At 63.5% G+C, this 21,219-nt stretch carries 13 protein-coding genes and 1 pseudogene; 4 read left to right on the top strand and 10 right to left on the bottom strand.

The window, feature by feature from the left end; translation table 11 throughout:
* Positions 1-86 precede the first annotated feature (86 nt).
* Positions 87-2,783: a LuxR C-terminal-related transcriptional regulator gene (locus tag IAG25_RS31000; protein WP_187608248.1), complete on the top strand. Its 2,697-nt coding sequence runs from the start codon at positions 87-89 to the stop codon at positions 2,781-2,783.
* A 44-nt stretch (positions 2,784-2,827) separates the two neighbouring features.
* On the opposite strand, the gene IAG25_RS30995 is transcribed toward IAG25_RS31000, so the two are convergent.
* The 6 genes from IAG25_RS30995 to IAG25_RS30970 are packed head-to-tail and all read right to left on the bottom strand — an operon-like array spanning position 2,828 to position 11,957.
* Positions 2,828-4,318 (bottom strand): DUF1254 domain-containing protein, encoded by a 1,491-nt coding sequence (locus IAG25_RS30995; protein ID WP_222946725.1) that lies wholly within the window; start codon positions 4,316-4,318, stop codon positions 2,828-2,830.
* Between the two features lie 58 nt (positions 4,319-4,376).
* A complete protein-coding gene (locus IAG25_RS30990) occupies positions 4,377-5,945 on the bottom strand; it encodes a DUF1254 domain-containing protein (RefSeq protein WP_187608247.1) in 1,569 nt (522 codons plus the stop codon).
* A 37-nt stretch (positions 5,946-5,982) separates the two neighbouring features.
* Positions 5,983-6,768, bottom strand: coding sequence for an SDR family oxidoreductase (locus IAG25_RS30985; RefSeq protein ID WP_187608246.1), 786 nt, complete (start codon positions 6,766-6,768; stop codon positions 5,983-5,985).
* Between the two features lie 30 nt (positions 6,769-6,798).
* Positions 6,799-8,637: an acyl-CoA dehydrogenase gene (locus IAG25_RS30980; RefSeq protein ID WP_187608245.1), complete on the bottom strand. Its 1,839-nt coding sequence runs from the start codon at positions 8,635-8,637 to the stop codon at positions 6,799-6,801.
* A 13-nt stretch (positions 8,638-8,650) separates the two neighbouring features.
* On the bottom strand, positions 8,651-9,829 hold the full coding sequence (locus tag IAG25_RS30975; RefSeq protein ID WP_187608244.1) for an acetyl-CoA C-acyltransferase: 1,179 nt from the start codon (positions 9,827-9,829) through the stop codon (positions 8,651-8,653).
* A gap of 46 nt (positions 9,830-9,875) precedes the next feature.
* Positions 9,876-11,957, bottom strand: a complete 2,082-nt coding sequence (locus IAG25_RS30970; RefSeq protein ID WP_187608243.1) for a 3-hydroxyacyl-CoA dehydrogenase NAD-binding domain-containing protein — start codon at positions 11,955-11,957, stop codon at positions 9,876-9,878.
* 308 nt (positions 11,958-12,265) lie between these two features.
* On the opposite strand from IAG25_RS30970, the gene IAG25_RS30965 reads away from it, so the two are divergent.
* Positions 12,266-14,068, top strand: coding sequence for an acyl-CoA dehydrogenase (locus tag IAG25_RS30965; RefSeq protein ID WP_187608242.1), 1,803 nt, complete (start codon positions 12,266-12,268; stop codon positions 14,066-14,068).
* Between the two features lie 128 nt (positions 14,069-14,196).
* Here IAG25_RS30965 and IAG25_RS30960 read toward each other — a convergent pair whose 3' ends face one another.
* On the bottom strand, positions 14,197-15,900 hold the full coding sequence (locus IAG25_RS30960; protein WP_187608241.1) for an AMP-binding protein: 1,704 nt from the start codon (positions 15,898-15,900) through the stop codon (positions 14,197-14,199).
* Positions 15,901-16,217: 317 nt separating this feature from the next.
* On the opposite strand from IAG25_RS30960, the gene IAG25_RS30955 reads away from it, so the two are divergent.
* On the top strand, positions 16,218-16,421 hold the full coding sequence (locus IAG25_RS30955) for a hypothetical protein (RefSeq protein ID WP_255504063.1): 204 nt from the start codon (positions 16,218-16,220) through the stop codon (positions 16,419-16,421).
* Positions 16,422-17,286: 865 nt separating this feature from the next.
* Here the strand turns inward: IAG25_RS30955 and IAG25_RS30945 are convergent.
* Genes IAG25_RS30945 through IAG25_RS30935 form a run of 3 tightly spaced genes read right to left on the bottom strand, consistent with a single transcriptional unit; the run spans position 17,287 to position 20,908 of the window.
* Complete coding sequence (locus IAG25_RS30945) at positions 17,287-18,267, bottom strand: ATP-binding protein (RefSeq protein WP_045463095.1); 981 nt, start codon at positions 18,265-18,267, stop codon at positions 17,287-17,289.
* Between the two features lie 24 nt (positions 18,268-18,291).
* Positions 18,292-20,283, bottom strand: coding sequence for an integrase (locus IAG25_RS30940; protein WP_187608239.1), 1,992 nt, complete (start codon positions 20,281-20,283; stop codon positions 18,292-18,294).
* A gap of 1 nt (position 20,284) precedes the next feature.
* Positions 20,285-20,908, bottom strand: coding sequence for a hypothetical protein (locus IAG25_RS30935; protein WP_187608238.1), 624 nt, complete (start codon positions 20,906-20,908; stop codon positions 20,285-20,287).
* 188 nt (positions 20,909-21,096) lie between these two features.
* On the opposite strand from IAG25_RS30935, the pseudogene IAG25_RS41630 reads away from it, so the two are divergent.
* Positions 21,097-21,219, top strand: a pseudogene (locus IAG25_RS41630) (tyrosine-type recombinase/integrase); the annotation flags it as partial.

Genomic DNA, 21,219 nt, shown 5'->3' with positions numbered 1-21,219 from the left:
GCGGTCGGGGGTTTGCGAAGGTAAAAGCCTTATCCGCGCACGAATTTCCGCGTGTCTTGAAGCCTCGACTGGGTGACGATCTGAATATGCCTTTCTCCAAGCACCTGGTGTCCACCAAGTTCTCGCCACCGCGCATCGGCGCCAAATACGTCGCGCGCGCGGACCTGCTCGGCCAGCTCACGCGCATGCAGTACTGCCGCCTCGCGCTCGTCACCGGCAGCGCGGGCTACGGCAAGACGACCCTGCTCGCGCAGTGGCGCCAGGCGTGCCTGAAAGCGGGCGCGGACGTCGCGTGGCTTTCGCTCACGGCCGACGACAAGAGCTATATCGACTTCTGCACCGCGCTCTTTTCGGCGATGCAGCGCACGGGCCTCGCCGTGGAAATGGACTTGCCGCTCGAAAGCGCGAGCGCCGCGGCAATGGATGCGTCGGTCGCGGCCATCGTCGAGGCCGCGATCGATCAGCCGAAGGAGCTGTATCTCCTGATCGACGACTACCATCACGTCGAGGCGCCGCTCGCGCACCGCTTCATGCAGAAGCTGATCGACCAAGGGCCGGGCAACCTGCATCTCGTGATCGCTTCGCGTGTCGCGCCGCCGCTGAGCCTGAGCCGCCTGCGCATGATGGATCAGATCGTCGAGATCAGCAGCGACGGCCTGCCGTTCGATCTTGCCGAAACGCGCGCCTTCATCGACGAAAATCTCGGCGCCGGCAAGGTCAACGCGGACGAGATCACGTTCATTCACGAACTGACGAGCGGCTGGCCGTCGTGCATCCAGCTCACCGTCATCATGCTCAAGAACCGGCCCGACACACGCGCGATGCTGCGCGATCTCGTCTGGCGATCGAGCGATCTGCAGACCTATCTGAGCGAGGAGGTCATGGCGCACCTGCCAGCGGATCTGGCCGGGTTCGCCGTGGAGCTGTCGATCCTGCGCCGCTTCAGCGCCTCGCTCGCGCGCGCCGTGACGGGCAACGAGCACGCCGCCGACCTCGTGAAGCGCATGGAGGACGAGAACCTACTGATCAACCGTGTGGACTCCGAAGATCGCGCGTCTTGGTATCGCTTTCACCCGCTCTTCGGCGAATTCCTTGCGACACGGCTCGTCCAGCGCGAGCCCGATGCGGTGCGCGAGTTGCACCGCCGCGCGAGCCGCTGGTTCGCCGAACACGAGCTGCTCGCCGAAGCGGTGCGACACGCAAGCGCGGGCGGCGACGTGGAGTTCGCGGCGGCGGTCATCGAACGCTCCGCGCCCGCGACGTGGAGCCTCGAATACCTGAGCCCCACGCTGCATCTGCTGGAACGGCTGCCGGAAGACACGCTCTTCAGGCATCAGAAGCTGCTCTTCATCGCCTGCCTCACCGTCGCGCTCACGACACGTCCCTCGAAAGCCAAGGCGTGGCTCGCGCACCTCAGGACCGAAGCGCTCGCGGCCCATCCCGAGATTGCCGACAGCCTGCCGCTGATTCATGCCGCCATCGCGTTCCAGCACGACGACATCCAACGGATGATCGACGTGCTCGAACCGCTTCGCGACGCGTCGATCGAGAACCCGTTCCTCCGCTATCTACTTGTCGCCGAACTGTGCTCCGCCTATGCTGCCGCTGGCCGCTATGCCGAGGCGAAGCGGCTCTTCGAACGGCATCCCGTGGCACCGGGCGAGCGAGACAACGACATGGCGCTCGTCGCCCAGGCGTCGCGTGCTTCCGTGGCGATTTTCGAAGGCAACGTGCGCGAGGCGGAGCGCGACAGCGCGGCCTTACTCGCGCGTTCGCTGCACGCCGTGGGGCGCTACTCGATCAGCGCGAACGTGAGCGCGAGCGTGGTCGCCGACGCGTACTACGAGCTCGATCGCATCGACGACGCCCGCGAGACGATCGCGAACCGTCGCGGCCTGCTCCAGTCCTCGGGGCCGGACGTGATGATCCGCACATCGCTATGCCGCGCGCGGCTGGATCTCCTTCAGGAAGGCGCCGATACCGCGCTCGCGTTTCTCCAGCATCAGACGGCGCACGTCGCCAGTGTGCGTCAGCCACGCGCGGTCGCGCACATGCTGGCGGAACAGGTGAAGGTGCTGTTGCTCAAGCGCGACCACGCGCACACGCTCAAGGCGATGAGCCAGCTCGACGACCTCGCGCAAGCGCATGCCGCCCCACAGGGCTACATGACCGAGATTCCCGCGATTGCAGCGCTCGCACGTGCGCGCGTCACGTGCGAAGCCCAGCCGGAGGAAGCCTTGCGCGCGCTGGAGATCGTGCGCGACCATGCGCGGGCGTTCGGCCGGGGCCGCCTCGCGGTGCTCGCGGACGTGCTCTCCGCGATCGTCTTCGCGGAAACAAAGCACGCCGATGACGCGCAGGCGTGCCTCGTGCGCGCCATCGAGGCGGGGCGACGGCTCGGCCTCGTGCGCACGTTCATCGACGAGGGCGCGCCGGCGGCCAGGCTGCTCGCACGTCTCGCGCGGGAGCGCAAGCTGGAGGGCGCCGCGCTGCAGTACGCGAACGAACTGCTCGACAAATTCCCCGAAGGCACCGTCCCCGATGGCCCGGCGGGCTCGGGCCGTCGTCCGGCGGGCGCGAAGGTGCAACCGGTGCTGACGCAACGCGAGGTCGAGATTCTCGGCCTCGTCGCGCAGGCGATGTCGAACAAGCGCATCGCGATTGCACTCAACATCACGCTCGAAACGGTCAAGTGGAACCTGCGCAACATCTTCGCCAAGCTGGGCGTGTCGAGCCGTTACGACGCGATGGTGTGGGCGCGCAAGCAGAATCTCATCGAATAGCCGCACGCGCTGCACGCGCCGTGTGCGGCGCGTGCGCATCCGCTTCATTGCACGCGCACGACGGCCGGCGGCGTCCATCTTCCCTGCACGGCGTCATCGGCAGGCCAGTAGTTGCGCAGGTAAACCGAGAACGGCTGACCTACCGGCGAAGGCAGCCAGTTCGCCTCCTTGTTCGGGCCGGGCGAGTCCGGCTGCACGTAGATCGTGAGCGAGCCGTCCTTGCCGTACTGCAGCGACTTGCTGCGAGTCCCGAGCGAGTAGCGGTTCAGCGTGTTCTTGACGAAAAAGTGATGCTCGTCATAGACCGTCAGGGACCAGAAACCGTGCGTCGGCGGCAACTGTCCCTTGTCGAACGTGAGGGTGTATTTGCCATCGCCGGAGAGGCGCGTGCCGGACGCGTCGAGGTCCTGATAGTAGTAGCTCGTCTCGGCCGGCGCATTGACCATGATGTTCGACTTCGCCACGGCGGTGCGCGTGAAGTAGTCCGTGCCGAACTTGGCGCCGTTGCGAATCGTCGTCCAGTGGTACGGCAGCGGCACGCCCCAATTGCGGAACTGCAGCAGCGGATCGATCAGTTCCTTGTCCGCCTTTTCGGCCTCGTCGATCATGGCGGCCTTCAGCACGGAATCCTGGCGCGCGGCCGCGATCACCGCGAGCACCTCGGCATAGCGCGCTTCCTCGCCGGGCAGCGGTGGCGTATCGGCCAGCACGGCCGGCAACTCGTCGAAGAACTTCTCCGGTTGCACCCAAGGTACCTCGCCGGGCTGGCCGCCGCCGGGCGCGGGGAAATTCCGCAGCGTCTTCCAGTCGTGCCGCTTCACATGGCCGTCGTATTCCGCGAGCGGATACAGGTCGATGTCGCGGATCAGCAACTGGACGGCCTGCCGGTCTTCCGGCGTATCCTCCTGGAATACGCGCGGGATGACGAAGACCGTATTCGTCGGCGCGCGGAACACAGCCGTGATGCCTGGCGGAACATCGCCCTTCCAGTGCGGGCCTACAACCATGTAGAAGCCCGGCTTGCTGCCGTACATCGCGCCGAGCTTCGCGAAACCGTCGGTCCGCGTGCTGGCGAGCTGGTAGACCCAGAATCGCTTGCCGAAGTCCGGCACCTGGATCACCGCTGGGCTCTCGTCGAGCGCGAGCACGCCAGCGCCGTACACGACGTCCTGATTCGGGCATGTCACCCAACGCTGCTCGGGCTCGACGTAGTCGGTCAGCATCGCCATCCGGTTCGGCGGCGCGAGCGGCAGCACGCCGCCGGCGAGACCCGGTTCCGGCGCGCGCTTGAACGCGAGGCGACGGTTGTAGACGTTGACCATTGGCCATGCCCAGAACATGGCGTCGCGGGCGACGAGCCGTGCGTACGGCTCCGTGATGCGCACACGCGCGTCCGGGCCGGGCGGCTGCGCGTGCGAAAACTCCGGCACGGTTTCGACCGCGCCGGCTTCGGAAACCGGCAAAAGCGCGGCAGCGGACAGCGCGGCCATGACGAGCGGAAGCGCAAGCGCGCGGGATGTCGTCGTTCTTCTCATTGCTTCGAGTTTTCCATCGTCTGATTAAAGGGCATCCGGCACGCGACGCGTGTCCCGGTCAATCCAGTCTTTCCAGGTCGCTCGGCTTCCAACTGCCGTTGAACAAGGGCTCCGTCGGGCCGTAGAGGCGGAACATCAGGAAGAAGCCTTTCTCCGGCACCGTGCGCCGCCAGTTCTGCGCGTTGCCGGCAGGCGCCTGCGGCCCGAAGTAGAGGTCGTACGAGCCGTCGGCGTTCGCGACCGGCTTGTCTCGTGAGCCGATGGAAGGCAGCGGCTGGCCGTTGTCGAGGCCGGAAGCGGTTTGCGGGTCGTAGAGCGTGGCCGACCAGAAGATCGCGGCCGGCACATTGGGCGGCAGATGCAAGCGATAGGACCAGCTGCCGTCGAGGAAGGCGCCGTTCGCATCCTTGAACGTGGTCAGGAAGCGCGCGCCCTGACCCGGCACCTGCGACAGCATGGCGGGGCTCGTACCGTAGATGATGCTGTAGGCCGCGGTGCGGGAATCGAGATCGAGGAATTGGCCGCTCTTGTCCTTCCACTCCAGGTCTGTAGCGAAGTTGCGCGTCGGGGAGACGTAATGACGGTCGGGGTAGATCAGGCCGCCGGGCCGCATCTCGATGTCTTCATACATCATCGCGTGGCTCATGCGGAAGGCGGTTCGCGCGGCTTGGTCGAGGATCGCGCGCGTATGGGCGTCAGGCGCGAACGGGCGCCCCTTGACGATGCCGATCGCCGCCATCATGCCGCGCCAGTCGGCGTCGGCGGTGTCGAGGGTCTCGCTGTCGACGAAGCGCGCGAGCATGTCGAAGAAGCGGCCATCGGCGGGAAAGTCCATGTCGAGCGGAACGCCGGATGCGTCGGGAAAGTGCATCGGCTGGGCGGGCTTGCCGAGCGGATACATGCGCGTCTGCTCGATCAGGCCGTTTGCCGGCGCGAGGTTGGCCGGATCGGCGAAGAAGGCGCGCCAGAAAACGAGCACGTTGTTCGTGCGCGACCGATAGACGTAATAGCCCTCCGGCACGTTGCCCCGGTAGCCCGGCGGCAGCACGAGAAACTTGCCGCCCTTGCCGTGATCGGGGCCCGCGAAGCCGACATCGCCGGCATAGCTCTTGCCGTCGAGCGACGGCCCTTCGACCGGACGTTGCCAGAAATCGTTCAGGATGCCTTGCTGACGCGGCGGAACGTCGATCACCATCGGGCCGTCGCGGCCCACGTCGATATAGCCGAGCGCGTAGATCACGTCCGAATTCGGCGTGGGGATGATGGTCTTCGCATCGAGGCGCTTCTTCCAGACCGGAAACACCGTGTAGCCCGAACCGAACCGACCTTCTGACGCCTGCTTCAGCGAGTACAGGTTCACTGCCGGAAGCGCCCAAAGATAGACCTGCGTCGCGCGCTGGAACAGGAGCTCGTCGCGCAGCGCCGAGGCTTCGTCTTTCGTGGGATAGCCCTGCGCAAAGCTCAGTTGCGCAAGCGCCGCGCGATGCCCGGCCAGTTCGGATGGCGAAGGCGCCGCGCTGCCTGCGCCGCCGCCCGATGCGCACGCGCTGACGAGCGCGGCCGTGGCCACGGCCGCGCTCACGGCGGCGATGGCGGATCTGGCGTTTTGCCGGATGTCTCGCTTCATGCTTCTTCCTCTTTGTTCGAGTCCACGTTCGTGTGCTTCAGACGACAGCGCTCACGCCGCCGTCCACTGCGAGAATCTGCCCCGTGATGTGCTTGCCCGCATCGCTCGCGAACAGCAGCGCGGCGCCCATGAGGTCTTCGTCGTCGCCGAGGCGGCGCAGCGGCACGCGCGCGCACATGGCTTCAACGCCCATGCGGTCGAGCGATCCTTGCGTCATCTTCGAAGGAAAGAAGCCCGGCGCGAGCGCGTTCACCGTGATGCCGTGCTCGCCCCACTCGCCCGCGAGCGTTCGCGTGAAGTTCACGACTGCGCCTTTCGACGTGTTGTAGGCGATCGTCTGCATCGTGCCGGGTGCGTTGCCGCTGAGGCCCGCGATGGACGCGACGTTGATGATCCGGCCATACCGCCGCGGAATCATCGACAGCCTGCCGATGCGCTGTGTCAGCAGGAAGAGCCCGCGGACATTCAGATTCATCACCTTGTCCCAGGCGTCGGCCGGGTAATCCTCGGCGGGCGCACCCCAGGTCGCCCCCGCGTTGTTCACGAGGACGTCCACGCGACCCATTTGCGCGAGCGCTTCGTCGGCGAGCCGCGCGATGTCTTCGTCGCGGGCTGCGTCGGCGGCAATCCATCCGGCGTCGATGCCGCGTTCGCTCAACACGGCTTGGGCGGCTTTCAACTCCCCGGGCTTGCGCGCCGCTAGCATGACGCGCGCGCCCTGCTCGCCGAGCGCCTGCGCGATCTGCAAGCCCAGGCCGCGCGAGCCGCCGGTCACGAGAGCCGTCTTGCCGCTCAGGGCGAAAAGTTGTTGCACGGTACGCATTGGGTTTCCTTGTCGATTCGGTGCGGCGCATCAGAACCACGCGTTGTGCATGTCGAGCGTGGTCCGGTCGAGCGAGGCGAGCAGATCCAGTTGCGGGAACGCACGCGGCAACTCCCAGCGAAAGAAATAGCGCGTAGCCGCGAGCTTGCCGCGATAGAACGCTTCGTCGCCGGATGCGTCGTCGCGCCGCAGGGCGTCGCTTGCCGCGAGCATCTGTTCCAGCCAGACCCACGCCATCACGACGTGCCCGAAGGCTTCCAGATAGACCGATGCATTGGCCAGCGTGAGCTTCGGATCGCCCGCACTCCACAGTTGGCGCGTCACGTCGGTGAGACGCGAAAGCGCCGCATCGAGCGAACGCGCGTAGTCCGACGCCTGCGCGTCGTCGCATTCCAGCGCGCGAGCGATCGTGGCCGATATCGTCGCGACGAGCGAGCGCAGCGCCGCGCCTTCCTTCATCACCACCTTGCGTCCGAGCAGGTCGAGCCCCTGGATGCCGTGGGTGCCTTCGTGGATCGGATTGAGACGGTTGTCGCGATAGAACTGCTCGACGTTGTATTCGCGCGTGTAGCCGTAGCCGCCGTGGATCTGGATTGCGAGGTCGTTCGCCGCGAGGCACCACTGCGACGGCCAGCTCTTGGCGATCGGCGTGAGGATGTCGAGCAGAAGGAGTGCGTCGTCGCGGCCGGCGCGTTCTTCATCGCAGAGCTTCGCGCAGTAGAGATTGAGCGCGAGCGCGCCTTCCACGTAGCTCTTCTGCGCGAGCAGCATGCGGCGAATGTCCGCGTGCTCGACGAGCTTCACCTGCGGGCTGGCCGCATCCTTTCCGCCGTTCGAAACCGTGCGCCCTTGCGGACGATTGCGCGCATAGTCGAGCGCATGCAGATAGCCGGTATAGCCGAGCACCGCGGCGCCCAGCCCCACGCCGATACGCGCCTCGTTCATCATGTGGAACATGCACGCGAGCCCTTGTCCCGGTTCGCCCACGAGATAGCCGATTGCGCCCGCGCGGCCGCCCGGCGTGTACCGGGTCCCTTCGCCGAAATTCAGCAGGCAGTTCGTCGTGCCCCGATAACCCATCTTGTGATTGAGGCCCGCAAGCACGACGTCGTTGTGCTCGCCGCGCGTGCCATCTTCGTTCACGAGATACTTCGGCACGATGAAGAGCGAGATGCCCTGCACGCCCGGAATCGGCTTGCCGTCCGGACCGGGAATCTTTGCGAGCACGAGATGCACGATGTTTTCCGCAAGCTCGTGCTCGCCGCCCGAAATCCACATCTTGTTGCCGCGCAGCCGATATTGCGCGCCGAGCAGCGATTCGCCTTCGTAGTCCGCTCGCGTCGCGACGTCGGCAAGCGACGAACCCGCCTGCGGCTCGGACAGGCACATCGTCCCGAAGAAGCGGCCCTCCATTTCCGGGCGCACGAAGGTATCGATCTGCTTTTCGCTGCCGTGCGCAAGCAGAAGGTTCGCATTGCCGATGGTGAGGAACGGATACGCCGCCGTGCCGATGTTCGCTGCGAGAAAATACGCGAACCCTGCCTTCTCGACGACGAGCGGCAACTGCATGCCGCCGAGCGCGTAGTCCTGACCCGCGGCCATCAGTCCGGCGGAGCAGAAGGCGTCGAGCGCCCGTCCGACTTCGGGAATGATGTGGACCGTCTCGCCGTCGAAATGCGGCTCGTGCTGGTCATTCTTCTTGTTGTGCGTTGCGAAGAGATCTGTGGCGATCTTCTCGCAGGTGTCGAGCGCGGCGTCGAACGTTTCGCGCGAATGGTCGGCGTAGCGCGGAATCGCGTTGAGCGTCTCGACATCGAGCCATTCGTAGAGAAGGAACTCCAGATCGCGCCGGGAAAGGATCAGAGACATGGGCAACTCCCGCTCACAGTACTTCGAAGAGTCCCGCGGCGCCTTGGCCGCCGCCGATGCACATCGTGACCACGACGTACTTCGCGCCGCGCCGCTTGCCCTCGATGAGCGCGTGACCGGTGAGCCGCGCGCCCGACACGCCGTACGGATGCCCGACCGCGATCGCGCCGCCGTTCACGTTGAGCCGTTCCATCGGAATGCCGAGCGTGTCGGCGCAATAGAGCACCTGGACGGCGAATGCTTCGTTCAGCTCCCACAGGCCGATGTCCTCGACCTTCAGGCCCGCGCGCTTGAGCAGCTTCGGCACGGCGAATACCGGACCAATGCCCATTTCGTCGGGCTCGCAGCCCGCCACCGCAAAACCCATGAACCGGCCGAGCGGCTGCAGGCCCTTCGCCTGCGCAGTGCGCCCGTTCATCACGACGACGGCCGATGCACCATCCGAGAACTGCGACGCGTTGCCCGCCGAGATGACGCCGCCCGCGAAGGCCGTGCGGATCTTCGAGACGCCTTCGAGCGTCGTGTCGGCGCGAATGCCTTCGTCGGCGGCGATCGTGACCTCGCGCGTGACGATCTGGCCGGTTGCCTTGTCGGTCACGCCGGCGAGCACGGTCATCGGCACGATTTCCTTGTCGAAACGGCCTTCCGCCTGCGCCGCGGCCGCGCGCTGCTGACTGCGCACGCCGTACTCGTCCTGACGCTCCTTCGGGATCGCATAGCGTTTCGCGACCTGCTCCGCGGTTTGCAGCATGCTCCAGTAGATTTCGGGCTTGTGCTGCACGAGCCACGGGTCGGAGGCGAACGTCTGGTTCATCTGCTTCTGCGTCCACGAGATGCTCTCGACGCCGCCCGCGACGAAGATATCTCCCTCGTCGGCGATCACGCGCTGCGCGGCCATCGCGATGGCCTGCAGGCCCGACGAGCAGAAGCGGTTTACGGTCGCGCCCGGCACGTTCACGGGGCAGCCCGCGCGCAAGGCGATCTGCCGCGCGATGTTGCCGCCCGTCGCGCCTTCCGGATTCGCGCAGCCGATCAGCACGTCCTCCACCTCGGCCGGCTCGATGCCCGCGCGTGCGATCGCGTGCTGCACCGCGTGACCGCCCAGCGACGCGCCGTGCGTTATGTTGAAGGCGCCTTTCCAGCTCTTCGCGAGACCGGTGCGCGCGGTCGAAACGATTACTGCCTCATTCATGTCGTATCCCTGGCTAGTCCAAGATGTCCGCATTCGCGGACCGTGTTCAGTCGTTGAAGCCGCGGCCTTCGGCGGCAAGCTTTTGCAGCGAAGCGGCGATCGTCCAGGCATGTCCCTGATAGCCCTTCGCATAGCGCCGCATCGCCTGCGCGACGTTGAAGAGGCCGACCTGGTCCGCGTACAGCATCGGGCCGCCGCGGAACTTCGGAAAGCCATAGCCGTTGAGATACACCATGTCGATATCCGATGCCTTCGACGCGATGCTTTCTTCGAGGATCAGCGCGCCCTCGTTGACGAGCGCGAAGACGAGGCGCTCGACAATTTCGCGGTCGCTGATCCGGCGCCGCGCGATGCCGAGGTCCTTCGAATGCCGCTCGATCATCTCGCGCACGACCGGGCTCGGATACGCCTTGCGGTCGCCCGGCTTGAAGTCGTACCAGCCCGCGCCGGTCTTCTGCCCGAAACGGCCCAGCTCGCACAGCAGGTCGCCCACTTTCGAATAGTTGAACTCGGGCCGCTCGACGGCGCGGCGCTTGCGGATCGCCCAGGCGATGTCGTTGCCGGCCATGTCGATCATGCGGAACGGGCCCATCGCGAAGCCGAACTGCTCGGCGGCGCGGTCCACTTGCTCGGGCAGCGCGCCTTCGTCGAGCAGGAAACCGGCCTGGCGGCTGTATTGCTCGATCATGCGGTTGCCGATGAAACCGTCGCATACGCCCGACACCACGGCCACCTTGCCGATCTTCTTCGCGAGCTGCATGACCGTGGCGAGCACGTCGTGCGCGGTTTGCGCGCCACGCACCACTTCGAGCAGCTTCATCACATTGGCCGGGCTGAAGAAGTGCAGGCCCACCACGTCCTGCGGCCGCCTCGTGAACGACGCGATGCGATCGACATCGAGCGTCGAAGTGTTCGATGCGAGGATCGCACCTCGCTTCATGACTTCATCGAGCATGCGGAGCACGCTCTCCTTCACGCCGATGTCCTCGAACACGGCTTCGATCACGAGGTCCGCGTCCTTGAGGTCCGGATAGGAAAGCGTGGTCGAAAGCAGGCTCATGCGCTGCTCGACAGCTTCAGTCGTCAGCTTGCCTTTCTTCGCCGTGGCCTCGTAGTTGCGGCGGATCGTGGCCACGCCGCGTTCGAGCGCTTCGGCCTTCGTCTCCAGCATCGTGACGGGAATGCCGGCGTTCAGGAAGTTCATGGCGATGCCGCCGCCCATCGTGCCCGCGCCGATCACGGCGACTTTCGCGATCGCGCGCACGGGGGTATAGGCGGGTACGTCGGGAATCTTGCCGGCGGCGCGCTCGCCCAGGAACGCGTGGCGCAATGCGCGCGCTTCGGCGGTGCCGAGAAGATGCATGAACCCTTCGCGCTCGGCCACGATGCCCGCGTCGAACGGCTTGAGCGACGCGGCTACCGCGTCGACGCACGCGACCGGCGCCGGAAGCGGGCCCGCGCTGCCGGCGACGGTGCTCCGCGCGACGCCGAGGTACGCCTCGGCGTTGGCATGCGTGACCTTCAGATCGCGCAAGCGCGGATGCACGGCGGCCTCGCTCGCGACGCGCCGCGCGAAGCGGATCGCGGCTTCGAGCACGTCGCCTTCCACGACTTCATCGAAGAGGCGGGTGCCGGCGAACGCTTCCGCCTTCGTCGTCTTGCCCGACACGATCACGTTGAGCGCCGCTTCGAGACCGATCGCACGCGGCAGACGCTGCGTGCCGCCCGCGCCCGGCAGCAGTCCGAGGTTGACTTCGGGCAGCGCGATTTGCGTACCCTTCGCGACCACCCGATAGTGGCAGCCGAGCGCGAGTTCGAGCCCGCCGCCCAGCGCGACCGAATGGATCGCCGCGACGACCGGCTTGGCCGATCCCTCCACCGCTTCGATGACCGTATGCAGATGCGGTTCCTGCAGCGCCTTCGGGGTGCCGAATTCGCGAATATCCGCGCCGCCGGAAAATGCCCGCCCCGCGCCGGTCAGCACGATCGCGCCGACGGCCGCATCGTCTTGCGCACGGCTCATCGCCTCGGCGATCGCGATCCGCGTGCGGTGGCCCAAGCCGTTGACAGGGGGGTTGTCGAGCGTGATGACGGCCACGCCGTCACGGACCTGATACTGCACTGTCATGCTGTTTCCTCTGTCTCGATGTTGTGATGTTTTTGGGCGGCGCCTCCGGCCGTGCGCCGAGTGCCCGCACGGCCGCATGCTGGGTCCGGCAAGTTAATCACCTTTCGCGGATGGTCCCTCCCCCTCGTTACGAGGGGGACGCCGGTGCGGTGTCGGAAGGTCCGCGAACCTGCTCGGCGGCGCCGCGCTCACCCCTCATTTCGAGGGGCGGCGGCACGGCTTGCTTGCGCGACCATGCAGGCTGAGCGGGCATGCGCGCCCGCGCGGCTTTGCCCGCACAAACGTGATCAGATCACTCAGGGAGAATCATGAGCTACACCACGCCCATCACGGACATGATGTTCGTGTTGACTGAACTGGCCGGCCTCGACACCATCTCGGCTCTGCCGGGCTTCGCTGACGCCACACGCGAGACGGCGCAGGCCATCCTCGCAGAAGGCGCCCGTTTCTGCGGCGAAGTGCTGGCGCCGCTGAACGTCGCGGGCGATCGTCACCCAAGCGTCTGGAAAGGCGGCGAGGTCACCGCGTCGCCGGGCTTCAGCGAAGCCTTCGCGCAGTTCGTCGAAGGCGGATGGCAAGGCCTCGCTCACCCGGTCGAATACGGCGGCCAGGGTTTGCCGAGGCTTCTCGCCGCGCCCTGCCTCGAAATGTTCAAGGCGGCCAACCTGTCGTTCGCTACTTGCCCGTCACTCACCGACGGCGCGATCGAAGCTCTTCTGCTCGCGGGTTCCGACGAGCAGAAGCAACGCTACCTTCCGAAGCTGGTGTCGGGCCAGTGGACCGGCACGATGAACCTGACCGAGCCGCAGGCCGGGTCCGATCTCGCGATGCTGCGCTCACGCGCCGTCCCGCAGGAGGACGGTACGTACAAGCTCTTCGGCACGAAGATCTTCATCACCTGGGGCGAGCACGACATGGCGCAGAACATCGTGCATCTCGTGCTCGCTCGCACGCCGGATGCACCGCCTGGCATCAAGGGCATCTCCCTCTTTCTCGTGCCGAAGTTTCTCGTCGACGACGACGGCTGTCTCGGCGCGCGCAACGACGTGCATTGCGTGTCGATCGAGCACAAGCTCGGCCTCAAGGCGAGCCCAACGGCGGTTCTCCAGTTCGGAGACCACGGCGGCGCGACCGGCTACCTGATCGGCGAGCAGAACCGCGGCGTCGAATACATGTTCGTGATGATGAACGCCGCGCGCTTCGCGGTCGGCCTGCAGGGCATCGGCGTCGCCGAGCGTGCCTATCAGAAGGCGGCTGCGTACGCGAAGGAGCGCGTGCAGAGCCGGCCCGTGGACGGTTCATCGGACGGGCCGGTGCCCATCATCCGCCATCCCGACGTGAAGCGTATGCTCTCGACGATGCGCGGCCTGACCGAAGGCGCGCGCGCGCTCGCCTATGCAGCGGCGGCGCACGGCGATCTCGCGCACCGGCATTTCGACGAATCGGAGCGTGCCGCGCATCGCGCCATTTACGAATTTCTGGTGCCCATCGTGAAGGGCTGGAGCACCGAGCTCGCGGTGGAAGTCGCGAGCCTCGGCGTGCAGGTGCACGGCGGCACGGGCTTCATCGAGGAAACTGGAGCGGCCCAATACTATCGCGACGTGCGCATCTTGCCGATCTACGAAGGCACCACCGCGATTCAGGCCAACGACCTGATCGGCCGCAAGACCGTGCGCGATCGTGGGGCCGTGGCGGCATCCATGCTCAAGCGCATCGACGAAACGCTTGCCGTGCTTCGTACGCATCGGGCATTCGGCTCCCATCCCGCGTTTGCTGCGATGCATCGCCATCTCGAAGCGGGCCGGGTGTCGATGACGCGAGCCGTCGACTTCATTCTCGCGAACGCGAAGACCGATCCCAATGCGACGTTCGCGGCGAGCGTCCCGTATCTGAAGCTCTCGGGCATCGTGCTATGCGGCTGGATGATGGCCCGCGCGCTCATCGCCGCGTACGACCGCGAGACGGTCAATCCGGCGTTCTATGGCGCCAAGATGGCGACAGCTCACTTCTACGCGACGCACATTCTGCCGCAGGCCGTGGCGCATGAGGTCGCCGTGATCAGCGCGCGGGACAAGGAAGGCGTGCTCGCGCTCGCCGACGCGCAGTTCTGAACATCCCGACGCGCGCCGCGAGCCGTGGGCCGCGCGGCGGCCCACGAGCAATATTGGCGGCACATAACAAAAACGCGCGCTTCGTGAGGCGCGCGTCGATCACAGCGAGAGAAGACAGTGTAGCCTTACTAATGCGCCTTTGCGGTTTCGCCTTCGAGGATGACCGCCTGTCCGAGTTCCGCCCACGCGCGCGCCGCCGTCAGATAGTGATCTTCGATTCTGGCGCGTTTGATCTTCATCGTCGGCGTGAGGAAGTCGTTGTCGGTCGTCCAGTTATTCTCGACGATCACCACGAAATCGAGCTTCTCGTGATCTTCGAGCGTGGCGTTCACCTCATCCCGCAGTGCATGCAGTTCCGCGCGCAACGCTTCGCGCGCCGCGTCGTCCGCGAGCTCGCTTTTCGCCGCCGCCGAGATCATCAGCAGCGCGAAAGGCTGGGCGAACGCGGGCCCCGTGACGCAGACCGCCTCTACTTTCGGATGGCTCAGCTTGTTTTCGATGGGCGCGGGGGCGACGTATTTGCCCTTGCTCGTTTTGAAGATCTCCTTCACCCGGCCCGTGATTTTCAGGCGGCCGATTTCATCGAGTTCGCCGCGATCGCCGGTCCTGAAGAAACCGTCCTCGGTCGTGTTCTGCGCGGTAAGCTCGGGCTGGCGATAGTAACCGAGCATCATCGTCGGCGACTTGAGCAGGATCTCGCCGTCTTCTGCGATTCTGCATTCGACGCCCGGCATCGCCTGCCCCGAATAGCCGAGCCGCGAGAGGCCCGGCCGGCTGTAATGTGAATACGAGAAATTTTCCGTCATCCCGTAGACGTCTAGCAGTTCGAGCCCAAGCGAGCGATACCACTGCGTGATTTGCTCCGGCAACGGCGCGGAGCCCGTGAACGCCATCCGCGTCGCGTCGAGGCCGAGCATCGTCAGAATACGGTGCTTCAGCGCTTCGGCTTCGGGCGTGGCCGTCTGCAGCAGGGCCTGCTGCTCTTCGGGCAGCTTCGCGCAGATGCCTTGATAGAACTTCGTCCACAGCCGCGGCATCGAGATGAACAGCGTGGGCCGCGCACGCAGCAGGTCCTGGACGAACGTGGCGAGGCCATCGTTGAAAAACACCTGAATGCCGTGGCACAGCGAGTTCGCCTCGACGAACGAACGCTCGGCCGTGTGCGCCAGCGGCAGATATGACAGCAGCCGGTCGGCGGGTGAGAACTCGCAAAATCGACCCGCCTGCGTCGCGTAGGCGAAGATCGTGCGAAAGCTGTGCATGACGCCCTTTGGACGGCCGGTGCTTCCCGACGTGTAGATGATCGTGGCGAGATCGTCGGGTGACGGCAGATGCACGTTCTGAAGCGGCGCGACGTCGGCGACGATATCGTCCCATTGCGATGCGTCCGGAACTGCCGGCGACATCGGCAGGCCGACTAGTCGCGCATGCGGGGCCAAGACCTTGCGGATCGCCCGGAAGGCATCCGCCTTATCGTCGAGTTTGCCAACGAACACGGCACGCACGTCGCAATGCTCGAAGACGAACTTCGCCGTATCTGCGCTGATGGTCGGGTAGAGCGGCACGGAAATGTGTCCGGCAAACCAGATCGCCAGATCTGCGATGATCCAGTGCGCGCTGTTCTTTCCGATGATCGATACGGCACTGCCAGGCGGCAACTGCAATGAACGAAGCCAGCCGGCCATCCGCCGCGCCTCCTCGCCGACTTCCTTCCACGTGTAATTCACGACGCGGCCGTCCCGCGTGGGTTCGGTCAGATAAACCGCGTCGGGTTGGACGAGCTCCCAATGCAGGAAGCGATGAACCAGGGTTCCCGAATTCTTACCGCTCATGAATGTCTCCACTCTTTTATTCGCCCGCGTTGACGCGTCCGGGCTTTTTGGGTATTCGTCTCGCGTTTCGTACGGGTACAAAAAGGTAGCCGCTCACCGCGATCGTCGAAGCCTATTGTGTCGCGGCTGGTGGTGAAGCAACGCGCGAAGCTCGCTCTCATTTCGGCCACCGTCGCTGCATACGAGCTAGCAGCACGATACGCCAATGGTGCTGCTTATTCTCCCACCCGTAAGTAGGGGGGACCTCGCACGTCGAATTGAACCGGAATCCAAGTCGCACGCCGCGATGCTGATTTTGCGCTGGATCGTCGCTCGGCGTGCTACGACTGGCTCCATACGAGGACACGCCCCTGGGTCTGCCGATCGGCGCCGCGGCGTCAAACGAACGCGCCCAGACGTGCGCGGCGCTTCACGCGATCTTGAAGAACGTGTTCGCGGGTGCCGCCGCGCGTCTGCGGGAGCGCGACGATGCGGCAAGCGCGCGGGCTGATCTGCTCGAAAAAGCTTCCGCGCATTCGTAGATAAAAATAATTCTGTCACCGTTTGCGAGATAAATCCGTCAACTCGTCGACATGACGGGAGACCAGGGAGTTATGTCCCTCTACAATAAGGAAGCCGACGTCCGCGAAATAGATCTGTCACTGCGATCTAGTCGCGAAGCTTCAATCGGGCGAGATTGATACTCGCCGCTGCCGCCTCAAGCCTTTCTACGATAGGCGAGCTAAAACAGGAGCGATCGATCAGACTGTTGCGAACTCTACGAAACGCTAGCCTCGACAGCGTTCGAGAAAACATCGTGTGAACTTGCTGCGAAGCCTTGGCTTTAGCTGCCGGTGATTTTCCGGAGTCCAGCCGGCCTGACAGTACGGTGCAAAGCAATTCGCGCATCGATAGCGGGCCTCAAGCGATTGCGCGCATATCCGATACGCAGCCTGGTGTGAGCAACGACGACAGACCGATTCCAAGACGGTTCGATGACCCGGGCATCGAGTTATGGACTCGAGTTGGTGCAGAACGCTGTGATATCCATGCGAAAGACATCGTCGGCAAAAGCGAAACACATCGCTGTACCGTTGCTTGCCCATTCGGTCAATGACTGCCATTCGCACGATGTCGGCTGGCAATCGCAGATGTTCGCATAGGTGGTGTAGGTCGATCAGATCACGGTATGGTGCCACGCCCTCGTAAGGGTCGATGTCGGGGCCCATGAATCGCGCAACCATTGCCCCAGACAATGCGTTGGCTCGCTCAAACTTCCACAAGATCGAGACCAGCGACTCGTGAGGATAGACCCACCTTTTCTGGAAAAGATATCCGAGCGCAGGGGACAGACTGCTCTCGTCAATTGTGAGGATTGGGAATTTTAGCTCGTGAAGCGGCATCGCTCTACGCCGCGGCGACAAGGACTCGTCCCGTGGCGTGACGAGACTGCACGTATCCGCACTGTCGCACCGCGTGCTCCCAGAGGACTTCATCTGGACGATACCCACGACCATCGCGTAGCTCGCTGTCTTTCAGTACGATCTCGACCGCCCGCGCAAACGATTCCATCGGTATCTCAAGTTCGCCGGGAAGATTGGCCTTGTGATGGGCTGCCTCGAATGCTCTCCACAACGTATCAGCGTCGTTGACGAGCCGAAACCCGGAATTGAACGCTCGCGGAACATAGAAGCGCGAGAAACTCCAGTCACTCTCTTCTGGATAAGCTGTCTGATCGTAGCCGTTCAGGCATGTCGCAACGTCGTGTGCATTGCGAATTCCATAAAATGCGAGGTCTTCCACCATCAAACGCGAAACGATCTGCGTTTTGCCTGCGACCTGCATCGCGTGTTTCTGGCCAATCAGCTCTTGTTGACCAACGAGGAACGTGAACAGCTTGATCTGCTGCCTGTCGAGCGCGTCATGAACATCACGCAGCCACTCGTATTCATTGTCGTTGTAGCGCTGCGCTTCATCGCAGAAAAGCAATACGACACCGCTCCCGGCGCAGGAAGCAGCTTGTCTAATTCGCAGCGTCAGACGCATCCGCTTCGATGTGTTGGAACCCCCGTTCGGATCAGGATCACCTACCGCTTCAAGCAGGTTCGCGAAGAATGGTCCCTCAGCGTGTCGCGGCTTGTGCTCGCATTGAGCGTGAAAGGTCGTGACGCGAGGATTGTTGCGCGCCAGCAAAAGACGAATATACTCAATCGCTCGAGTTTTACCGATACGAGAAGGCCCATAGATCAGCGCTCCCATGATCCGGTAACGAAGACACCGGACCACTAACTCGTAGAACGCTTCGATCGCTGGCGTGGCGATTCGGTAGTTCCCGGTCGCGAGCGGGTGAAGCGACGAATCGACCGGGCGTTTTATCTCAACTGGCATGCTGCTCCTCCCGCATAGCTGGCTTCAGAAGACTTGACCAGTACCGATCCCAAGCTTTCGTGCGCGTGTTGGCGCTGACGGCTTGGCGGCATCATCTCGCGTTGTAGCTGATCCGTCGTGCGTCGTTAGCTTTGCCTTAGCTGAGCCGGTCCCCGGTCCCAAGGGTGTTCGCACTGTCGGTGCGGACGCAAGAAGACGCACTAATTGAGACAGGTCGGACGCTGCCCTGCGTGCGCCCTTCGCCTTGTGAAGTTTTTCATGGACATATTCTTCGATGGGATTGGACTCGACGGCCGTTCGTGATCGCCGACGACCCTTCTCCTTAAGAATCTCCTGCCTTAGTTTGAGGTTGTGAGGCATCACCCGCCACGCGCCCTGCGCGTCGAGTACGCCGAGTTCCGTACCGTCGAGCAGGAACGCACGAACGCTACGCAGATCGCCCGCGTTTAAATAGATCAGCAACCTCTGGCCGATCAAGGACGTGCTGCACGCAAGCACATCGCTCGTATAACGCACGCCGTAAAGGTTGATATGCGGCCGGATGCCTTTGTTCAGATAAGCACGCACAGGGCAGCGTCTTGCGGATTGCAACAGACACAGGGTACGTCGATGACGTTCGGGGAGCCACGTGAGCAGCTGCTGACGCCCGCGCACGAAATACTCCATTGCCTCGAGCGGCGTAACATTGTTCAGGCCGGCGTGCGGTGTTCCGTGATACGTCGCGATTGCATATTCAACCAGTTCGTCGAGCTCGTCGAGCGATATGTACAATCGCACGTTACCCTTGGGGTCGGACAATGCACGACGCACATCGTGCGGGTGCGAGCCTGTGTAACCCGGCAGTCTAGAAGACAGCCTACTGGCGATGGTTCCGAAGAATCGTTCGATATACGGCCTTTCGTCCGGGCTAAAGGTCGGCCCTGCATCAACACAACAGCCCACGAACTCACACAGAGCAGCGAGCGACTCGTTGGCAAGGTTTGCCTTCGCGTTGTCGAGTTTGATCCACTCCCACGTTGCATAGGCAAGTTCTGGCATTCGTTGTGATGGAAAACCTCCGCCTGCCTCGTAGCTCAGACCGGGAATCGTGAAACATCGTGCTCGATGCCCCTCCAGTGCGTTCTCGATCGTCTTTACGACATCATAGCGACTATATTCGCGACCCAGCGCGATGTGGTAACCCAGCACCGCTCGGGTGCACACATCGATGATCGCTAGAAACCAGACACGTTCGATTTCAAACTGATGTTCAAAGCCCAACTGATCTCGCACCACGACTTTAAGACGGATATCTAGGCGATGCCCGTCGAATTCCACCACCTGATACGGTCTTGTTACACGTTGGGCGCCGTTATCCTCGTCGTGGGTAGGCAACCCTTTGAGATGCGAAGCGCCGACCGCCCGTGCACCGGTGGCAAACGTACGCAGCATCTCGCCCTTCAGATAGGCGGCAAGTGAACGGACCGCTCGCCCGTCAGTATTGAACGGATAGTCGGCGACGGTCAGACCTGCTGCACGACACTGTTGCAGAAAGTCGGCGTGAAGCGCTCGAAGCCCGCACAGTCTGGTGCGAAGCCGATCTTCGGTATGAACCTGACTCAGTGTCACACGCCGGCGCTTAACCTGTAATCGTAGCCATGCCGGGAGTGAGGGATGAGCATCGAGCAGTTGGCAGAACGCACCTGCCGCACCACGACTCCCTCGCTCACCCTGCACGGTGATCTTGCTGACGCGTACGTACTCCGTGACCCTCCGGTACCTATGCAACCCGCGGAACCCAAAAATCCGTCCATCAGGGTGAGTCGACAATCCGCGCTTCAGCCAACGATATAACTGACGCCGGTTCACGCCAGTGGCCTGTTCGATGGACGTGATTGCCTCTCCACGGGCGAAGCGCTCAATCGCCTGCATTCGCGTTTCGATGAGCGTGCGCGCCGCCGCGTCGAGTTCCGTCCACGCGACGCCGGGCCAAGTCGCTAAATCAAGTGTCTGCAGTTCAGGCTTACGACGATTCATGCTAGATCCCATGGCAGACGAACGGAGTCAAAGACGACAATGGCGTTGTTCGCAACGTCGGCGCACTCACCCGTCCCGCATAGAGCAGCGCGAAGGTTGCCGCGCGCGCAAGAATCGGATCCCCGCCTGAAAATTTGCGTTCGACGGCCGCCAAGGGTTGAGGGCTTGTTAAAAAATGTTCAATCCCATCGAGGAGCGCGTTCGACAAGAGGCCCCGAGTAATAACGATGCAGGGAAGCATGCGCTTCCAGTTGTCAATCCAAGCCCGTGATGCGGCCAGGTCGGCCACGCGAACAGACTGGAAGCTGAGCGGATTTTCGACGTTACCGTCGTATCTCAGATCGTCAGGAAGTTCACGCTCCGTGAGTAATAAAATCTCCTGGCTGTCTCGATACGCGACCAAGAAATCCGCTAGTTGCCGATGCCCATCGTACTGAACATACCCAGGGCGCTCGCAAAAAGAGCGAACAGTCGGGTCCGTCTCAATGCGAACCCATAAATCCAACTCACTACGACGATATAGCGTCAGCCTTCGGTTCATCTTCGGACTGAACGTTTCGATCCGATGCGAGCCACGCGGTCGGACAATGCTGATCGGCTCCAGAGCCTTCCTAGTTTGTTCCATGGGATCAGGTACTTAGGTCAGTGACTCGGAGTCTAGAATGCGAATTGACAAAGTTAATGCGGACTTATGCGAATTGACGATTTTATTTCGTTCGGATTGCGAATAAATATGTCAATGCGGTCCTCAAAATATCCGAGGAGTCGGTGGTTTCCTGGCTTTCCGGGTTGACAGACTTAATTTGATTTACGCGCAGCGACGCGCGCTGGCGGCCGTTTTATGGGCCGCTCTCGTCGTCCAGCCACCGCCAGGCGACTGTCATCCTGAACGTGATGTTCTCGTGGCTGGTGCAGGCCGGCTACCTTGCCGGCAAT

This window comes from Caballeronia sp. EK (genome assembly GCF_014384845.1).
In the GTDB taxonomy this organism is placed as follows: Bacteria; Pseudomonadota; Gammaproteobacteria; order Burkholderiales; family Burkholderiaceae; genus Caballeronia; species Caballeronia jiangsuensis.
This window is presented reverse-complemented; position numbering and strand designations above follow the sequence as displayed.